Source organism: Neopararhizobium haloflavum, from assembly GCF_002750855.1.
Taxonomy (GTDB): Bacteria; Pseudomonadota; Alphaproteobacteria; order Rhizobiales; family Rhizobiaceae; genus Georhizobium; species Georhizobium haloflavum.
Genome location: NZ_NWUC01000007.1, coordinates 288,621 through 306,579, shown reverse-complemented (window position 1 = coordinate 306,579; position 17,959 = coordinate 288,621). Strand labels below are relative to the sequence as shown.

The window sequence follows — 17,959 nt, the reverse complement described above, 5'->3', positions numbered from 1 at the left end:
CCGCCTTCAAGCTTGGTGCCGAATGACGCCGGGGCCGATACTCGGCTAAGCGCATTTCGATTTGCTGTTCCTATTTGCGGCACGACGGTGCCATAGTCTCGGCATCTGCGCTGCCAAAAGAGGAACGGTCGATTGGATATCGAGGATCTGCAGACCTTCGTAGCTGTGGCGGATGCGGGCGGTGTATCGGCCGCCGCGCGTCGGCTCGGTGTGTCCAAGTCGATCGTCAGCCGGCGGCTCTTACGCATCGAAGCGGAGCTCGGCGCTCAACTCGTGGCACGTTCCACCCGGGGTTCCGCGCTGACAGAAGCCGGCGTGACCTTTCGGGAGCACGCAGCGCGTGCCAGCGCCGAGATCGACACAGCAAGGGAATCCATCCTGCCAACCGGCGATCTGCGCGGACGGTTGCGGGTCGCCATGCCGCTCACGTTCGGACCGACCCATTTCGCGCCGGTGCTGGCGCAGATGGCTGGGGAGCATCCTCAACTTCAGATACATACCGCCTACAGCGATCGCTTCGTCGATCTGATCGCGGAAGGTTTCGACTGCGCCATCCGGGTTGGGTATCTTCAAGATTCCAATTTGGTCGCCAGGCGTGTCGGTCCGATCTATGGGACGCTGCTGGCAAGTCCCGACTATATCGACAGGCACGGCGTTCCGCAGACCCCGGCACATATTGTCGAACACCAGTCCCTGATGCAGGGAACCGAGACGTGGCAATTTCTTGATGGAGACACGATCGTCACGGTCCAGCCGCAGGGTAGGTTCAAGGCGGACAACGCCACGGCGCTTGCCGCTGCTGCAGTGGCAGGGCTGGGCATTGCCTGGCTCCCCGACTGCATCACCCATGAATATGTGACTTCCGGCGCGCTGGTCGCGATCATGACGCGCTATCCGCCGCCTTCGGCAGGCATATACGTCATTCGCCCGCCGGGTCAGCATCCCGCCCGCAAGGTGCGCGTTCTGACGGAAATGCTGATCGAGAGCTTCGAGCGCAATCCACAGCTTTGGGGCCTGCGTCGCCAGGGCCCTGGCGTTCCTCATGCCGCGACGCTGTTCCGCGCCGCAAAGGACTAGCGGGGCGGATGCCGATTTGCCAGTTTTGGCCATGGGGCGATCCGCGAGGCGAATGGGCACGCGCGGCCTCCTGAAGCGAACTGCTGAGGCGTCCTTGCAAAGCCGGTAGGGTGCCAGAGCCTTATGGAAGGATACGAGGAATGAGCTGGAACCCCGCAGTCGAACCGGGCTGTCCCGATGAGGTCGGCATCGATGCGATCGAAACGCTGATCGTTCCGCGCGCCAGGGACCTCGGTGGCTTTTCGGTTCGGCGCGCCCTTCCAGCGCCCAAGCGACAGATGGTCGGGCCGTTCATCTTCTTCGATCAGGCCGGACCGGCGGAGTTGCTCACCGGGCAGGGGGTGGATGTCAGACCCCATCCGCATATCGGTCTAGGCACCGTGACCTATCTTTTCCGCGGAGATTTTCATCACCGCGACAGCACCGGCGCCGACCAGTTGATCCGCCCGGGTGCGCTGAACTGGATGGTCGCCGGGCGAGGCGTCACCCATTCGGAGCGCACGTCTGCGGCGGCTCGAACAGGGCCTAACAGCTTGTTCGGGATCCAGACATGGCTGGCGCTGCCCGACCGCCATGAGGATATGGCGCCGATGTTCGAGCACCATGGCAAGGAGGCGCTGCCGTTGATCGAGGATCACGGCGTCTCGGTGCGGCTCATTCTTGGCGAGGCCTACGGCAAGAACGCCCCCGCCACGATGTTTTCTGAAACCTTCTATGCTGATGTGAGGCTTGAAGCGGGCTGCCGGCTACCGCTGCCCGACAACCATGAGGACCGCGGCATCTATATCGTCGAAGGATCGATTTCGGTCGCAGGTCAGACTTTCGAGGCGTCGCAGATGATGGTCTTTCGCCCCGGAGACAGGATCACGGTCGCAGCCGGAGACCAAGGTGCGCGGCTGATGATCCTCGGCGGTGCGACGCTTGGGGGACCGCGCTATATCTGGTGGAACTTCGTGGCGTCGTCCAGAGATCGCATCGAAGAAGCCAAGGCCGAATGGCGCGCCGAGCGATGGGGTGAGGGGCGTTTCGATTTGCCGATGAACGATCGGGACGAGCACATCCCGCTTCCGGCCTGACAATGCGGAGAGACCCCACCAACCTCTTCCGGACATGACGCAAAACGGAGACAGCGGAATGAGCACGTGGCCGCAACTCGATTACCTCAGCTGGCGCGAGACCTGCTCCGCACTGCATCTTTATCTGCAGATCGTCGGAAAATACCGTCTCGCGCATACGCCGTGGCTTAATCACTCATGGCACGCGACTTTCTATGTCACGCCGATCGGGCTGACATCCTCCCCAATTCCCGATGGTCCCGGCATCGAGATCGTTTTCGATTTGCTAGCACACAGGGTCGTCGGCCGCTGCGGCAATGGTCGCCAAGTGTCTTTTGGGCTGGGTCCATCGACGGTGGCGGCATTCCGCGACCAGTTCGTGAAACTGGTATCCGACCTTGGCGGGACGCCGCAATTCAACGACAATCCGAACGAAATTCCCAACCCCGTTCCGTTCTCGGAGGATCATCGTGACCGGCCGTATGACGGCGTGGCGGTCCAGCGTTTTCACAAGGCAGCGGTGGCGGTGGACAGGATGTTCAACCGATTTCGGACGTCCTTCCTGGGCAAATCCAGTCCTGTTCACCTCTTCTGGGGCAGTTTCGATCTTGCCGTCACGCGCTTTTCCGGCAGGCGCGCGCCGCTGCATCCTGGAGGCGTGCCGTCCTTGCCAAACGTCGTGGCGCAGGAGGCCTATGATCGTGAGGTGTCGTCGGCCGGCTTCTGGCCGGGTGGTGGCGGCATCGACTATCCTGCCTTCTATGCCTACGCCTATCCGGCGCCAGGCGGTTATCGGGCCGCGACGGTCCAGCCTGATGCTGCCTTCTGGCACGAGGAACTGGGCGAGTTCCTGCTGCCCTATGATGCGGTTCAGTCGGCTGATGACCCGGAAGCGGCGCTCATCAATTTCCTTGTCTCTACCTATGAGGCCGCGGCCGACCTCGGCGGATGGGACCGTGATCTTCTGGAGTGCGCACAAGGGGGGCTGCGACGGGCACGCGCGCCGGACGCCGCGCGTTCTCAGGCCGCGCAGTCTCCGGCCGATGCGACTGTCGAGCGCGAGGATGGTGCATCGAAGGGACGCTACTTCGTGGTCGTCGATGGTGTGGAGGCCGAGATGACCTACAGCCGCGCCGGCGACAAGCTGATCATCATCGATCACACCGAAGTGCCGTCGGCACTGCGCGGCCGCAAGGTCGGCGAGAGGCTGGTTCGCCAGGCGATCGAAGATGCCCGGCGCGATGGGGTCTCGATCATCCCGCTCTGTCCGTTTGCCAAAGCACAGATCGACCGCCGACCGGAATGGCAGGACGTGTTGCGCCGGACCTAAGTGGCCCTCAAACGGGTCTTCCTGCAGAACGTCGGTCTGCCGCAGATCGCTGCGGCGGGCATCCGTGCAATATCACCCGCTGATCGTCAGCCGCCCCCGGAACCAAGTTGCTCTGCGGCGACAACAGTGCAGATCTCGACGAAGGAATCGAGGATCGGGGAGGCGTTGTCGCTGCGCCAGCCAAGGCACATTTCCACCGATGGTGGCTTGTCGGTAATCTCGGCGAACGAGACGTTGGACAGGCTGAGGTTCTTGGCGACCTCCGGCAGGATCGAGACGCCCATTCCCGCGCTGACGAGGCCGACGATCGTGTGAATCTGGGTTGCGTGCTGGGCAACACGGGGCACAAAACCGGCTGTCTCGCACATGGCGACGATCCGCGCATAAAAGAGCGGGCTGTGCCGCTCCGTGAAGGAGATGAACGGATCGTTGCGCAAGGCGTGCAAGGACAGATTCGTATTGCCTGCGAGCGGGTGAGATTGGGGAAGCGCGATGATGAAGCGCTGCGCACCAAGAAAGCGCGTCCTGATCGTCTCATCGGCCACGGGTGGGCGGATCAGCCCGACATCGACCTTGCCCTCCCGCAGCGCGTGAAGCTGATCGGTAATCGTCATTTCGTACAGTTCGAGCACCGCGCGTGGATGAGCGGTGCGGAACGCGCGTAGAAGATGAGGCATGATCCCGTAGGTCGACGAGTGCAGAAAGCTCACCGCCAGTCGGCCCTCCTGCCCAGCTGCCACCCGCTGCGCTTCCTGGCGGGCATCCTCAAGCTCATCGAGCAGACGGTGACATCGGGTCTTGAATATGATGCCTGCCGGCGTCAGTGCCACACTGCGCTTGGTCCTGCGCACAAGCATCACGCCGAGCCGCTCCTCGAGCAGTTTGATTTGCCGGCTCAAGGCTGGTTGAGCGATGTTGAGACGTTCTGCAGCCCTGGAAAAATGCAATTCCTCGGCGAGGCAGACAAAGCTTTTCAGCAGACGGGTTTCCACGATGGATTAATGCCTCATCGTTATCAGTATGGTTCCAATAATCTATTGGACAGCATGAGCGCAAGCTGCGAGCTTTTCCTCAACGCATTGTCAGGGAGGTTTTCGACGTGTCACTTGGATTTCGTGTCTTGGACGGACATGAGCGTAGCGAGCCATCTCTCGTGGAGGCTTTCGCGGCAATTCCCACCGCCATTATCAGCGACAATCTTTCGCGTATGGTCGCGGCAGGGCCCAAGGTGCGACCCATGCACAAGAGTGGCGTGATGGCCGGCACCGCCGTTACTGTCAAAACGCGACCGGGCGACAATCTCATGATCCACAAGGCTGCCGATATGATTCGCGAGGGCGACGTCATCGTCGTCGATGCCGGCGGGGATCTGACCAATGCGCTCATCGGCGAATTGATCATAAGCCACGCCCGCTCGCGCGGTGCCGTGGGTTTCGTCGTCAATGGCGCAGTGCGCGACATGGATGTCGTCGGTGCCGACACATTCCCGGTCTACGGCGCCGGCGTGAGCCATCGCGGCCCCTACAAGGACGGTCCGGGCGAAGTGAATGTGCCGATCTCGCTGGACGGCATGCTGGTCGAGCCCGGCGACATCATCATCGGCGACCTCGACGGTGTTGTCTGCATTCCGCGCAAGGAGGCGGAAGCGGTTCTGGCGCTGTCACGTGCGCAAGAGGAGAAAGAGCGCGGCATTCAGGACGCTATCAACGGCGCTGGATGGGACCGGGCATGGGTCGACGAGATTCTGCGCTCCAAAGGATGCGAAGGCGTTTAGGACATCGCCGCACAGGGAGGCGAACCGGCAACAGGCGTGACTGGTCAAGCGGCCGGTAGCCCAAAACGATCATGTTAGGGAGGTAACTGAAATGAACTTTGCAAAGCCCGCTCTTCTGGCCCTTGGCCTGGCAGCGACGATCGCCGCACCTGCCGCGGCACAATGGGTGCCGGAGAAGCCGATCCGCATCATCGTGGGCTTCGCGCCCGGTGGTGGAACGGATCAGACCGCGCGTCTTATCGCCTCGGCAGCGCAGGAACAGTTTCCGGTTCCGCTGGTCGTCGAAAACCGGCCTGGTGCCTCAGGAACGCTCGCGGCCGAGATGGTCGCCGCAGCGGAGCCGGATGGCTACACGCTGCTGGTTGCCGGGGGCAGCGAAAGCACGTCTGTTCCCAACCACATGGAGACGCAATACAGCCTCGACGATTTCCGCGGTGTGGTTCGCGTCAACCGTGAGCACATGGTCATGGTCACCAAGAAGGGAAGCGGGCTCGACAGCGTCGACGCGGTCGTTGAAGCAGCGAAGGAGAAGCCGGGCGAACTGGCCTACGGATCCTCGGGTCCTGCCGGCATCCTGCACTCAGCCTTCATCGTCTTCACGCAGGAGGCCGGAATAGACATGACGCATGTTCCCTATCAGGGTGGTTCGCCCGCGCTGGCGGCGCTTCTCGGCGGTCATATCGACATGACGATCGTGACGCCGGCCCAGGCCAAGGCACAGATGGAGGCCGGCACGATCAACGCCGTCGCCACCACATCCGATCGATCCGAGGAGATCCCGGACGTGCCCTCGCTGACCGATCTCGGGTATGACGTCAATCTGGAGAACATGAAGGGGCTTGTCGCGCCCGCCGATACTCCCGACGAAGTGGTGAAATACCTTCAGGACAAGTTCGCCCAGGCGATGGAATCGGAGGCATTCACCACCGTGGCGGATCGCAGCAACATCGCTCCGGGTTATCTCTCCGGCGCTGACTTCGAAGACGCCATGCGCAGCATGTCCGATTCCGTTGCCAATGCGCTCGAAAACGGTGGTGGAGACGACAGTGCCGAGGCGGCGCAATAGACGATGACCGCAACCCGCATCCTCGCCTTCCTCTCGGCAGCCGCGATACTGGTCTTTCTGGCCGTCATGGTCCCGGCCGTCGGCTCGAACCAGATGGCGATGGGAAGCGGTGACTTCTATTCGGTAGGGCCGACGGCCCTGCCGAACCTTGCTGGAGGCATGGTTCTCGTCTTCAGCATCATCATGTTCGCCACCTCCGGGCGCGAAGCGAGAGACGATGAGGCGGCCACTCCGGGCGGTATCGGCCTGGCGCTTGCGATAGTCGGGCTGTTCGCGGCTTACAGCCTCGGCATGCTGGCTATCGGATTTCTGTTCGCATCCATGCTGTTCCTGGCGGCGGTCTTCTGGCTCTATCGCGTGTCCAGCTGGATCGCAGCCGCCGTTCTGATTGTGACGGTGCCGCTCGTGGTGGACCAGATTCTTCGCAGACTTTTCCTCGTCCCGCTGCCGGACGGCCTTCTCTTCAACTAACGTTCAAGGGCTGTCGCAATGGACCCCATGCTCCTGGCGCTCACCGGGCTGACCGAACCGCTCACGCTGCTGACGCTGCTATTGTCAGTCACGATCGGGCTGATCATCGGCGCAATTCCCGGCCTGTCGGTCAACATCGCGGTTGCGCTCGCCGTGCCGCTGACGATCTTCATGCCCACGAACCAGGCAATGGTCATGCTGATCGGTCTCTACGGCTCGGGAATTTTCGGGGGCTCCGTTTCGGCCATTCTGCTCAATGCCCCGGGCACCCCCGCCTCCGCCGCGACGATCTTCGACGGCTATCCGATGGCGCAGCGCGGGCTTGCGACAAAGGCACTGCGCCTCTCACTCGTCGCCTCGCTTTTCGGTTCGGTCTTCTCGATCGCACTGCTGATCCTGCTTGCTCCGCAATTGGCGGATTTCGCGCTGGGGTTCGGCCCCGTCGAGATCGCCTCGCTGCTCTTCTTCACCTTTCTGGTGATCGGCATCCTTTCCGGCACCTCCCTCGTCAAGGGGCTTTTCTCCGCGTCGATCGGCATGGTGCTGGCGACGGTGGGAAGCGACCCGATGCTGGGGACCCCGCGATTCACGTTCGGCAGCACCTCGCTGATGGATGGATTGACCTATGTTCCGCTGCTTGTCGGCCTCTTCGCTGTGGCAGAAATCATAGAGGAGGCTGCCCGAAAGTTTTCCCAGCAGACGCGGAAATTCGACCTCTCCTCAGAAGATGCCACCGCCAACCGGCTGAGCCTCGGTGAGATTGGACGATGCGTCATGCCGATGACGCGGGCCTCGGCGATCGGATCGTGCATCGGCATTCTGCCGGGGATTGGCGCGACCATCGCCTCCTTCCTCGCCTATGCGGATGCCAAGCGTGCTGCCGGCAAAAGCGGTACGTTCGGCAAGGGCGACCCGCGCGGCGTCGCGGTGTCTGAGAGCGCGAACAATGCGGTCGTCGGTGCGACCTTCATCCCGACCCTGGCGCTCGGCATTCCCGGCGATGCCGTGACGGCGATCCTGCTCGGGGCGCTCGTATTGCAGGGTGTCACACCGGGGCCCCTGATTTTCATCAACTCGCCCGACGTCGTCTATACGATCTACTTCGCGCTTCTCGCCTCGACACTCTTGATGGGGTTGATCGGATATCCGGCCGTGCGGGTCCTGGCACAGACGCTGCGCATACCGAAAATCTATCTGATGCCCTGCGTCGCGGTCATCTGCGTCGCAGGCAGCTATGTCGCGCGCAACAACATCCTTGATGTGTTCGTGATGCTCGGCGCCGGCGTTCTCGGCTTCGTGTTCAACCGAACCGGCGTTCCCGTGGCCCCGCTCCTGATCGCCTTCATCATCACGCCGCCGTTCGAGGAGGCGGTTCGTCAGGCGTTGACGCGCAGCCGCGGCTCGTTCGAACCGTTCCTCACCAATCCGGTCACCCTGTCTCTGGCAGCTGTTGTCGTCGGTGTCGTCGCGCTGTCGATGTTCCGCCGGCGCGAGGCAAGGACCGCGCAATGATCGACCACGGAGATGACTATTGAAGAAGACGATTGGATTCATCGGCCTCGGCGTGATGGGTGCCGGCATGGCACGCAACGTGGCCGAAGCAGGCTTCGACCTCGTGGTCACGACCCGTTCGCCGGACAAGGCAGACATCTTTCGCAAGATCGGCGCGTGCGTTGCGGAAAACCCGGCGGAACTCGCGGCACGCTGTGATGTGATCGTGACCTGCGTCCCGGACGCCAGCGCATTGAGGGCGCTCGTGGAGGGCGAGTCGGGCCTGGCTGCGGGTCGTTGGGACAACGGCCTTTTGATCGATTGCTCGACCATTGCACCTTTCGAGACGACCGAAATCGCCCGGGCGCTCGCCAAGGCAGGTGCCTCGGTCATCGATGCGCCGGTCAGCGGCGGGGCAAAGGGGGCCGACAGCGGCACGCTGACCATCATGTGCGGTGGGGCGGGAAAGGACTTCGAACGCGCAAGAGATGTTCTGCAGGCGATGGGCAAGAACATCCACCATGTTGGTCCGCTTGGTGCCGGTCAGGCAGTCAAGGCCTGCAATCAGTTGATGGTCTCGATCAACATGATGGGTGTCTTCGAGGCGATCGGGCTTGCCCGAGCAGCTGGCGTCGACCCGAAGGTCATGCGCGAGGTGCTTTCCACCGGTGCGGCGCGGAGCGGCGTATTGGAGGCACACGCGCTGCGCTATCTGGACGACAGCCTGCAACCCGGTTTTCGCGCAGAACTGATGCGTAAGGACCTCGGCATCGCCAATGCGGTGGGCAGTCATTTCAACATCACGCAGCCGGCGACTAACCTTGCCCACCAGATGCTGATCGCGACCTGCAACAACGGCCACGCAGGGCTCGACAGCGCTGCGATGGGGCTGCTCTACGAGACGTTGAATGGCCTTAGCGAAGGAGAAGGCCGATGAGTGTCGTGTATTCGACCGATGCGATGGCGCGATTCTCATGCGGTGTCTTCGAGGCCGTCGGGCTTTCGTCCGGCGACGCATCGATCGTGACGAACGTTCTCCTGCACGCCGATCTGCGTGGGCATGCCTCGCATGGTCTCACGCGCATCCCGATCTATGCCGAACGCATCAAGGCGGGTGTGGTCAAGGCCGCGCCGCAGGTCAAATTCGAGCGCACGGCTCCCTCCTTCCTTCATGTGGATGGCGACAATGGCCCGGGGCCGGTCGTCAGCGAACGCGCACTGGACGCCGCCCTCGCCATCGCCCGGGAGAACGGCGTTTGCGCCGCCGCGATCGCCCATTCCAACCATAACGGAGCGGGGTCCTACTACGTCGAAAAGGCTGTTGCTGCCGGGTGTATCGCGATTTGGATGACCAATGCGCCGCCCTCCATGACTGTCTTCGGCGGCCGCGAACCGGTGATCGGGACCAATCCCATCACGTTCGGTACCCCGATCCTCGGCGACACGCCGCTCCTGATGGACATGGCGACGTCGGTGGTGGCCCGCGGCAAGATCGTGGAGGCCGCCAAGCGGGGCGAGACTATTCCGGAAGGCTGGGCGCTCGACGCCAACGGCAAGCCGACCACCAGCGGCGTCAGCGCAGAAAAGGGCGTGGTTCTGCCGCTCTCCGGCGCGAAAGGTTCGGCGCTGGCGATCATGGTGGAGGTGCTGTGCGGCGCGCTGTCCGGCGGCCGTTTCGCCGGATCTCTCGGCAATCTCTACAGTGATTTCGTGACGCCGCAGGATATCGGGCACTTCCTCCTCCTGATTGACGTGTCGAAAACGCATGTCGGCACACATCTTGCCGAGCGGGTTCGCGATCTCGTCACAGAACTGAAGGCGTGCGCCACGGCCGATGGCTTCGATGCGATCCTGATGCCGGGCGAGATCGAGAAGCAACGCGAACAAAAGGTGACGCGCACCGGCATTGCGCTTCCGGAGAACGTGCTTGCCGATCTTCATGTGATCGCGCGCACGGTCGGTGCGCCGCCTTTGCCTCAGAAGCAGAAGGTGGCCGGCTGATGGGACAAAAGCAGATCGTCTTCCTCGACCGCGAAACGCTCAGCGCCGAGACGGTCCTGCGAAAGCCGGACTTTGCCTGTGATGTCAGGGCGTATCCGCGCACCGCCCCAAACGAGGTGGCCGAACGCATCCACGACGCTGATGTCGTGATCACGAACAAGGTCGCGATCGACGCCGAAGCGCTCCAGGCCGCCCCGCACCTGAAGCTCATCGCGGTGGCGGCCACCGGCTATGACGGGATCGACCTTTCCGCCTGTCGGGCCAGAGGCGTCACGGTCAGCAACATACGCGGCTATGCCGGCAGCACCGTTCCGGAGCACACCTTCGCACTTGTCCTTGCGTTGCGGCGCAGCCTCTTTGCCTACCGTCAATCGGTGATCGACGGGCGCTGGCAGGAGGCCGCGCAGTTCTGCTATTTCGACTATCCGATCGCCGACCTGTCCGGCGCCCGGCTCGGCATCATCGGCGACGGGGCGCTTGGCAAGGCCGTCGCCAGGCTGGGCGATGCCTTCGGAATGGATGTCGTCTTTGCCGCCTACAAGGGCGTTGCGGGCATGGGTCCGCTCTATACGCCGTTTGACGAGGTGATCCGCACCGCGGACGTGATCACGCTGCACTGCCCGCTCATGCCGTCGACCCGCAATCTGATCGGCAAGGCGGAGTTCGACCGGATGGAGAGGCAGCCGATACTCATCAACACCGCCCGCGGCGGGCTGGTCGACGAAGACGCCCTCGAAGCCGCATTGGAGGCAGGGCAGGTCGGTGCCGCCGGATTCGATGTCGCCACCAGCGAGCCGCTAGCAGACGGACATGTCCTCCACCGGCTGGCCCAAAGGCCCAATGTGATCGTCACCCCGCACGTCGCCTGGGCCAGCCGTGAGGCCATCCAGAACCTGGCCGATCAACTGATCGGAAACATCGAAGCCTATTTCGCAAATCACCCCCGCAACGTGGTGGTCTGACGGACGGAAATTTGTCGGCATTCGTGACGCAGCGCCGTGTGGGGCGAGGGGGCCGCGCGAGGGGAAGCGACGCGTCATCGAGCAGGTGTCGGGCGAGCGCTGGAATTTTCTATCCGCGCCTCCGTGTATAATTGAATCGAGGCCGGCCTCTGCCCGCCAAACGCGCGGGAAATCGAGGTCGACACCGGCTTCGACAAGGCTCGTCGCGATAACCCGGCAGGACTGTCCGGAAGCGAGGCGCGAGCGGATATCGGCAAGGATTTCCCGGCGGTGTGCCGCGCATTGCCGGGTTGTCAGATGCACGAGGCCTTCAAGTTCTGTTCGACGGGCGGCTCGATAAAGTTCGAGCGCGTGCTTGCGGCTGTTGACGATGACGAGGGATTGAGGATCGCCGTCGATCGCCTCAACCAGCGCGTCATTCTCCATCCTGTCGGCGGTTTTGATCCTCGCCCGGCGCAACCGGCTGGCTAGGGCGCCCGGGTCCGGCGCCAGCTCCCGCTCCGGCGTCAGATCGAGCCCACCGGCGAAACCCGGCCTACCGTCGGCACGCTTCTGCGCGAGCGCCGGCTGGGTCGCCGTGCACAGAACGATCGTGCAACCGAGCACATGGGCGAGGCTGTCCAGCATGCGAACACAGGGCCTGAGCAGCGGGCGCGGGATGGTCTGCGCCTCGTCGAGTATGATGATCGAGCCCGCGATATTGTGCAGCTTGCGTGCCCGCGAGGTGCGCGCGGCAAATAGGCTTTCGAAGAATTGCACATTGGTGGTCACCACGACGGGTGCGGCCCAGTCCTCCATGGCGAGCCGCAGCCTGTCGCGCGTATCCGGCGCGCGCCGCTTCAGGCGGCTGGTTTCGCTTTTGGCCGTTTCCTCGATGGCGCTGTGATGCTCCAGCACATGCTCTTCACCGAGGATGTCACGGAAGATTTTCGCCGTCTGGTCTATGATCGAGGTGAATGGAATTGCGTAGATGATCCGGGAAAGGCCGTGCGCCTTCGCGTGGTCGAGCGCAAAGGCGAGCGAAGTCAGCGTCTTGCCGCCGCCGGTCGGCACGGTGAGCGTGAAAAGGCCGGGCCCGGCTTCAGCCTTGGCGCGTGCATGGGCGAGGATTTCGCTTCTGAGCCGATTGAGCGCGGCGTTGCCAGCGGCCTTCGCTGCCAGTTCGCTATCAAGCGTCGCCGTGAAGGCTGGCAGCAGGTCCTGACGGCGCGACCAGTCGCGATCCAGCCGGCGGCCGTCCATTGTCGCGTAGTGCGCTTCGGTATCCTTGAAATCGGCATCGACCAGACACGAGAACAGGAAGCGCGCGACGAGTGACAGGTCGAAATAGCCTTTGTCGCCGCGCGAGAAAATGCGGCGCGCCAGATGTTCAGGCAGCAGATCGTGAAGATCGAACGGCACCTCGCTTTCCCATTTCGGGTCAAGCTTGGCGTTGAACCCGTCCAGTCGACGCACATAGCATCCGGCCTCTTGGGTATGCTTGTCAGGTAGCCCAGCGTGATGGCCCAGAATGCAATAGGCGATCAGCTGCGCTGCCATCGCGTCGATCGGCGTCGCGCGTCCTGCACGCATCTCGCCTTGCAGGCGGTCGATCAAGATGAATGCCCCGGCAGTAGAATGGTCGACCGCCAGGAGAGCTCCATCGAGCTTTTCTTGAAACGCGGGGTTATATTTGCCGAGGTCGTGCAGCAGTCCTGCAAAATAGGCCGCGCGCTCCAGTCCCAACAGCTCGGCGAACGAGGCCGCCAGTGCAGCTACGCTTTCCGAGTGGTCTCGAAGAGGTTGCCAGTCGCTCTTGTCCTGCTGGTTCCCCGAATGCGCATGGAATTTCATCGCTCCCCTCGGTGCTCTTCTTTTGCGAACAGTCCCCCTCTGCCTACTCCCTATGGTTGTTCGAACACTGCCTCATTGGTGCCGTTACTGGCAAGCTGCGACGCAGCATGGGGAACGCATACCAATCAACGATATGCGGCTCTTGTCCGTACCATTGAAAGAGAGGGCTTCTGGCGTGGCGGGTTCCGCCCACTTTGCGATGCGTGCCGAGCCCAGAGCTACCGGTATCGACAGAACTCGGGAATATCTCGGTGTCCCACCATCATTCCTCCTCCATCACCGTGGCGATGTAGTCCAGGATGTCGGCGATCTGGTGGGGGGATGCGTCGAATACGGGCATCGCTGCGTGTCCGGTGTCGATGCGGTCGATGAACGTTTCCTCAAGGGCGTCGATCGGATAGCGCTCGGAGAGCGAACGGAACGTGGGTGCCTGTGGGTGCGGGCTGGTGCCTCGCTCTGCGATGGCGTGACAGCCGGAGCAGTATTGTGTGGCCAGCGCCCGGCCGACCTCCGGGTCGGCGCGGGCTTCAAGGCCGCCATAAAGGACGATCGCCAGACAGGCGATGATGCGCGGCGCTACGAGCATGGCCGTTTCTCAGCGTGCCATGAAGACGGGGACCGGTGCGCTGTCCAGCATCGACCGGGTGACGCCACCGAACAGCCGCTCGCGCAGCCGGGTATGGCCATAGGCTCCGACGACGATCATGTCGGCTGCCATGTCCGTTGCGTGCCGTTTCAGCAGATCGGCGACCGGCATTCCCGCGCTCGGCAAGCGGTCGACGGTGACCCTTGCGCCGTGGCGTGCCAGAAAGGCGGCGACATCGGCGCCGGGCTCTGGGCCGTTGGCGCGGTCTGTCGATTGCGGATCGACCATGACGATACGCACATCATCGGCCGCCGCGATCATGTCCGCCGCTTCGCGTACCGCGCGCGCCGCCTCGAGGCTTGAGTTCCATCCGACGAGAATCTTGCGCGGCCGAAGGCTGACCTTGCCGGCGGAAGGGACCAGAAGCAGCGGGCGCTGGGCGTGAAAGAGCACCCCGTCGGCGATGCAGCGCTTGAGATTGACCGTCGAAAGCGTATCGGGGCCGACCATTGCCAGGTCGGCATAGCGGGCGCGCACCCCGATCGCATTGTCCGCTGCAGCCTGCTCGACATATTCGCTCGCAAGGTCGGCCGACAGTCCGCGCCTTGCCAGAATCGACTCCAGCGCCTCAGCGCGTTCGCCCAGCCGGGAAAGGTCCTCTTCTCGCTCTTCGAGCCAGGCATCGGAAAGTCCGACGGCATATTCGCCGACCGGGGGCGGGGCGGCGATCCCGATGAGAAAGAGCGAGAGATGCGCGTTGATCTCCTCACACAGATCAAGCGCGATGTTGATGTCGCCGTCGCCCTGCCCGATCCCCGCAACGTTCAATAGCGTTCTGTAGGCCATCGTCCATGCTCCTAGCCGTTCGTTGTCCCGCCACACTCCGGCAAGCGGCTGATCTGCGCATTGCGTTCGATCAAAGTCCGGAAGCGAGCGAATCCTCGATGGCGTTGTGGAGCCGGACCCATGTCGCCAGTTCGTCGATCAGTTGCCGGGCTTCACCGATCAGCTCCTTGCCTGCTTCGGTGCGGGCGCACTCTTCGGCAATCGTTTCGAGACGTTGAACGAGCATGAAGATTTCGCTGTGGGCATAGCCGAGCGCGGTCACGACGGCGCGGTCCTGTCGCCCATCCGGCCCCCTGGCATAGCGTTCGCGGTCGTCGCGTATTTCGTGATCGAGGATCGTTCGACGGGCCAGCGCAACGGCATCTGCAAGGATTGCCGACGTTGCCTGCCCAGACGCCTCGTCGTCGAGTTTGTCCGACATCTCCTGAAGTCGGTCCACCGCCCTGGCGATGGCCCTGTGTTCGCGCTCGACCTGCAACCGGTCGCCCGCGTCCTTGCGTTCGGCGCGGGCGATGGGGCCGAGTGCCCGCAACGCGTTGAGTATGACGGCGACATCGATCGCTTCCTGCGTCAGCGCCCCGGCGACCGGCGGCAAATATCCAAAGGCAGCGACGATCATGGCAACGAGCGACAGCGCAAGGCCCGCGACGACGCTTTGCCTGGCGATGCGCCGGGTGTCTTGCGCGATGTGAACGGCCTGCGCAACCCGATCGATCGCGTCGACCAAAACGACGGCATCGGCCGATTGAGAGGCCGCGCTGCCGCCTCGCGCACCGAGCGCGATCCCGACATGTGCCGCGGCGAGCGATGGTGCGTCATTGATGCCGTCGCCGATCATCAGAACCGGCGCACGCTGCGTCTCCTGGCGCAGGATCTCGAGTTTCTCGGCAGGTGCGCAACCGGCAAACACCGCATCAAGCTGCAAGCCTGCTGCGACGCGGTCGGCCCCTTCCTGCGTGTCCCCCGTCAGCATCACGAGGCGATCGATTCCGAGGTGTCGGAGCCATCGCACGCTTGCGGCCGCCTCCGGACGGAGCTTGTCCGCCATGATGAGCATGCCGGCCACTTTCCCGTCGATCGCGACCAGTATGGTCAACGCACCTTGACGTCTGGCACGCCGTAGCCCGTGGCGGATCCATTCGGTGGATGTGGCGGTGGGCTCAAAAAGTCCGATCGAACCGATCTTCACGGCCTGTCCGTCGACCATTCCCTCGACGCCCGAGCCGTGGAACTCGCGCACATGCGACGGGATGTGCAGCGAGTGTCCGCTCGCTGTGGCGGCCTCGACAACCGAAGCGGCCAGCGCATGGTGCGAGGCCTGCTCGAGCGATGCCGCAGCGCGCAAGACGACATCGCCCGTAATGCCGGGAGCGGTCGCGATGCCGATCAGTCTGGCGCGGCCTTCGGTCAAAGTTCCCGTCTTGTCGAAAATGGCCGTCCTCACCTCGGCGAGGGCTTCGATCACGCTTCCGCCGCGCAGCAGCACCCCCTTGCGGGCAGTTCGCGACACGCCCGAGATGAATGCCACCGGCGCAGCCAGGATCAAGGGGCAGGGAGTTGCCACGACCAGAACGGCGAGCGCGCGTGTCGGATCGCCGGTAATCCACCATGCCACACCACCGAGCGCCAGCGTCAGGGGAAGCAGAACGATCGCCAGCCGATCGGCCATGCGCACGAAGGGTGCTCGTTCCGCACGGGCCGAACCGACGAGGCGCAGGAGGCCGGCATAGGTACTGGCATCGGCGGTTGCGAGCGCACTCATTTCGAAGCCGCCGGCAGCGTTCAGGGTTCCGCTGCGAACGATGTCGCCTTTCCGGTGATTTACCGGAAGCGGTTCGCCGGTCATCGTCGACTCGTCGATTTCCGCCTCGTCCGACTGGAGTGTCCCGTCCACCGGCAGGATTTCGCCGGGCTTGACCAAAAGGCGGTCACCCGGCGCGACAGACGCAGCCGAAATGTCCTCGATTCGGTCGCCGGCAACCCTGTGAGCCTTTGTCGGAGCGCGAGCTTCAAGCGCCGAAAGATCGCGCTCGGCGCGACCGACGGCGTAGGCTTCCAGCACATTGCCGCCAGCGTACATGATTGCAATGACGTTGCCGACGAATGTCTCGGAAAGGGCGAGCGCGGCGGCCATCGAGATGAAGGCGATGGCATCCACGCCGATCCGCCCTGCCATGAACGCGCGCACCATCGCGACCAGCAGCGATGCGAGGACAATGACCGTGCCAGCCCACCATGCCGCATGGGCGAGCGCGGGTCGTTCGACGAGCCAAAGCGCACCGCCGATGAACCAGGCCGCGAAGGTGAAGCCGAAGAGCCAATAGATGAAGGGCCAACGCCGCTGTCGCAGGCTTGCTTGACCGAAGATGGCGCCGGACTGTGAGCGCGCGTCGCGGCTGGCCAGGTTTATCGCTTGAGTTTCCGTCATCGTCCGTTCATCGCGTCAGAGCATGCGGTATCACGATCGAAGATGGAACGGATTGATCGGCATCAAGCTGGTTGGCCGTCGACAAAGATGCATCGTCGCGAAGACGGGGATGCCGGTGCCCGCTTCAGCGCATGGGTCGCCTCGGCGCGCGTGTTCGCTCAATGCATCATCATGATGGGGACCGCGGTCTCGCTCAGCATGTGTCGGCTCGTTCCGCCGAGCACCCATTCGCGCAGCCGGGAGTGGCCGTAGGCGCCCATGATGATCAGATCGGCGCCGAATTCCTGTGCCTTCTCACCAAGCAGAATGCCAGGCTCGCGGCCCTTGGATTCCATACGAATGACGTCGGTTGGTATGGTGTGACGCGCCAGAAGACTGGCGATGTCGAAGCCGGGCTCCTGGCCATTGCCCCACTGGGCGAAGCTCGGATCAATCATCGCGACGCTAACCTGGTCGGCGGCGGAAAGAAGGTCGAGCGAGGCGTGGACGGCTCGGACGGCTTCAAGGCGTCCGTTCCAGGCGATGATGACGCGTTTCGGCTCGATTGTCGGCTGGCGACCGTCCGGTGTGACCATCAGCGGGCGGCCGCTCTGGAAGATCAGGCCGAGGAGAAGCTGTTGATGCCGTTTGCTCGGTGCGGCCGGTTTTCGCCATAGCGCAAGATCGACATAGCGCGCATGCAGGCCGGCCAACGTCGCCAGGTCCCGTTCCTCACACAGATGATGTGACACGTCTCCAGCTACGCCCCGATTCTGCAAGGTCTGCTCCATGGTCTCGGCCAGTTGCTCCATCTCGTGGAGCACCTTTGTGCGTCGTTCGCTCCAGTTGCGCAGGCCCCGCGTGGTTTCAAGGGCAATGGGATCCTCCGGGACAATGCCTGGCACGACGATCCTCAGATGCAAGCCATTCGCCTCGGCAAAGTTCACCGCGTCATCGAGATGATGTTTGTCCTCGCCAGAAATCACGAACTGAAGAATGCTCTTCGTGCGCATGTTACGCCCCCTTTGCCGACATACTTGCGCAATAGCGGCAACGCGAC

At 63.2% G+C, this 17,959-nt stretch carries 15 protein-coding genes and 1 pseudogene; 10 read left to right on the top strand and 6 right to left on the bottom strand.

Annotated features, from left to right (window positions below; translation table 11 throughout):
- The first annotated feature begins 132 nt into the window (after positions 1-132).
- The 3 genes from CN673_RS16395 (at position 133) to CN673_RS16385 (ending at position 3,462) form a co-directional block, all read left to right on the top strand.
- Complete coding sequence (locus CN673_RS16395; RefSeq protein ID WP_099867442.1) at positions 133-1,077, top strand: LysR family transcriptional regulator; 945 nt, start codon at positions 133-135, stop codon at positions 1,075-1,077.
- Positions 1,078-1,217: 140 nt separating this feature from the next.
- Entirely contained in the window at positions 1,218-2,153 is a 936-nt protein-coding gene (locus CN673_RS16390) for a pirin family protein (protein ID WP_099867441.1), read from the top strand.
- Positions 2,154-2,211: 58 nt separating this feature from the next.
- Positions 2,212-3,462 (top strand): DUF5996 family protein, encoded by a 1,251-nt coding sequence (locus CN673_RS16385; protein WP_099867440.1) that lies wholly within the window; start codon positions 2,212-2,214, stop codon positions 3,460-3,462.
- Positions 3,463-3,548: 86 nt separating this feature from the next.
- Here the strand turns inward: CN673_RS16385 and CN673_RS16380 are convergent, their stop codons facing one another.
- On the bottom strand, positions 3,549-4,454 hold the full coding sequence (locus tag CN673_RS16380; RefSeq protein WP_245409957.1) for a LysR family transcriptional regulator: 906 nt from the start codon (positions 4,452-4,454) through the stop codon (positions 3,549-3,551).
- Positions 4,455-4,561: 107 nt separating this feature from the next.
- Here CN673_RS16380 and CN673_RS16375 point away from each other — a divergent pair, with 107 nt between their 5' ends.
- The 7 genes from CN673_RS16375 (at position 4,562) to CN673_RS16345 (ending at position 11,227) form a co-directional block, all read left to right on the top strand.
- Entirely contained in the window at positions 4,562-5,236 is a 675-nt protein-coding gene (locus CN673_RS16375) for an RraA family protein (protein WP_099867438.1), read from the top strand.
- A 91-nt stretch (positions 5,237-5,327) separates the two neighbouring features.
- Positions 5,328-6,302, top strand: coding sequence for a tripartite tricarboxylate transporter substrate binding protein (locus tag CN673_RS16370; RefSeq protein WP_099867437.1), 975 nt, complete (start codon positions 5,328-5,330; stop codon positions 6,300-6,302).
- A 3-nt stretch (positions 6,303-6,305) separates the two neighbouring features.
- The gene (locus CN673_RS16365) at positions 6,306-6,773 is read left to right on the top strand and encodes a tripartite tricarboxylate transporter TctB family protein (RefSeq protein WP_099867436.1); all 468 of its coding nucleotides are present in this window, start codon (positions 6,306-6,308) and stop codon (positions 6,771-6,773) included.
- Positions 6,774-6,791: 18 nt separating this feature from the next.
- Positions 6,792-8,285: a tripartite tricarboxylate transporter permease gene (locus CN673_RS16360; protein WP_099867435.1), complete on the top strand. Its 1,494-nt coding sequence runs from the start codon at positions 6,792-6,794 to the stop codon at positions 8,283-8,285.
- A gap of 19 nt (positions 8,286-8,304) precedes the next feature.
- Positions 8,305-9,201 carry an NAD(P)-dependent oxidoreductase gene (locus tag CN673_RS16355; protein ID WP_099867434.1) on the top strand — a complete coding sequence of 299 codons (897 nt, stop codon included), beginning with the start codon at positions 8,305-8,307 and terminating at the stop codon, positions 9,199-9,201.
- On the top strand, positions 9,198-10,265 hold the full coding sequence (locus CN673_RS16350) for an Ldh family oxidoreductase (RefSeq protein WP_099867433.1): 1,068 nt from the start codon (positions 9,198-9,200) through the stop codon (positions 10,263-10,265). Before CN673_RS16355 ends, CN673_RS16350 begins: the two co-directional genes overlap by 4 nt.
- Positions 10,265-11,227, top strand: a complete 963-nt coding sequence (locus tag CN673_RS16345) for a D-2-hydroxyacid dehydrogenase (RefSeq protein ID WP_099867432.1) — start codon at positions 10,265-10,267, stop codon at positions 11,225-11,227. The genes CN673_RS16350 and CN673_RS16345 overlap by 1 nt, the downstream gene beginning before the upstream one ends.
- Positions 11,228-11,365: 138 nt before the next feature.
- Here the strand turns inward: CN673_RS16345 and CN673_RS16340 are convergent.
- The 5 genes and pseudogenes from CN673_RS16340 to CN673_RS16320 all read right to left on the bottom strand — a co-directional run.
- Positions 11,366-13,060: pseudogene (locus CN673_RS16340) on the bottom strand (CRISPR-associated endonuclease Cas3''); the annotation flags it as partial.
- 262 nt (positions 13,061-13,322) lie between these two features.
- The gene (locus CN673_RS16335; protein ID WP_099867431.1) at positions 13,323-13,646 is read right to left on the bottom strand and encodes a c-type cytochrome; all 324 of its coding nucleotides are present in this window, start codon (positions 13,644-13,646) and stop codon (positions 13,323-13,325) included.
- Positions 13,647-13,655: 9 nt separating this feature from the next.
- On the bottom strand, positions 13,656-14,492 hold the full coding sequence (locus tag CN673_RS16330; protein ID WP_099867430.1) for a universal stress protein: 837 nt from the start codon (positions 14,490-14,492) through the stop codon (positions 13,656-13,658).
- A 70-nt stretch (positions 14,493-14,562) separates the two neighbouring features.
- Positions 14,563-16,920 (bottom strand): heavy metal translocating P-type ATPase, encoded by a 2,358-nt coding sequence (locus CN673_RS16325; RefSeq protein ID WP_099867429.1) that lies wholly within the window; start codon positions 16,918-16,920, stop codon positions 14,563-14,565.
- Positions 16,921-17,078: 158 nt separating this feature from the next.
- Positions 17,079-17,912 carry a universal stress protein gene (locus tag CN673_RS16320; RefSeq protein ID WP_099867428.1) on the bottom strand — a complete coding sequence of 278 codons (834 nt, stop codon included), beginning with the start codon at positions 17,910-17,912 and terminating at the stop codon, positions 17,079-17,081.
- Positions 17,913-17,959: the final 47 nt, after the last annotated feature.

What these genes read in the sequence shown, in the direction of transcription:
- CN673_RS16390 (WP_099867441.1), top strand. Translation starts at nt 1,218, where the DNA reads ATGAGCTGGAACCCCGCAGTCGAACCGGGCTGTCCCGATGAGGTCGGC.
- CN673_RS16385 (WP_099867440.1), top strand. Translation starts at nt 2,212, where the DNA reads ATGAGCACGTGGCCGCAACTCGATTACCTCAGCTGGCGCGAGACCTGC.
- CN673_RS16370 (WP_099867437.1), top strand. Translation starts at nt 5,328, where the DNA reads ATGAACTTTGCAAAGCCCGCTCTTCTGGCCCTTGGCCTGGCAGCGACG.
- CN673_RS16365 (WP_099867436.1), top strand. Translation starts at nt 6,306, where the DNA reads ATGACCGCAACCCGCATCCTCGCCTTCCTCTCGGCAGCCGCGATACTG.
- CN673_RS16360 (WP_099867435.1), top strand. Translation starts at nt 6,792, where the DNA reads ATGGACCCCATGCTCCTGGCGCTCACCGGGCTGACCGAACCGCTCACG.
- CN673_RS16350 (WP_099867433.1), top strand. Translation starts at nt 9,198, where the DNA reads ATGAGTGTCGTGTATTCGACCGATGCGATGGCGCGATTCTCATGCGGT.
- CN673_RS16345 (WP_099867432.1), top strand. Translation starts at nt 10,265, where the DNA reads ATGGGACAAAAGCAGATCGTCTTCCTCGACCGCGAAACGCTCAGCGCC.
- CN673_RS16335 (WP_099867431.1), bottom strand. Translation starts at nt 13,646, where the DNA reads ATGCTCGTAGCGCCGCGCATCATCGCCTGTCTGGCGATCGTCCTTTAT.
- CN673_RS16330 (WP_099867430.1), bottom strand. Translation starts at nt 14,492, where the DNA reads ATGGCCTACAGAACGCTATTGAACGTTGCGGGGATCGGGCAGGGCGAC.
- CN673_RS16325 (WP_099867429.1), bottom strand. Translation starts at nt 16,920, where the DNA reads ATGACGGAAACTCAAGCGATAAACCTGGCCAGCCGCGACGCGCGCTCA.
- CN673_RS16320 (WP_099867428.1), bottom strand. Translation starts at nt 17,912, where the DNA reads ATGCGCACGAAGAGCATTCTTCAGTTCGTGATTTCTGGCGAGGACAAA.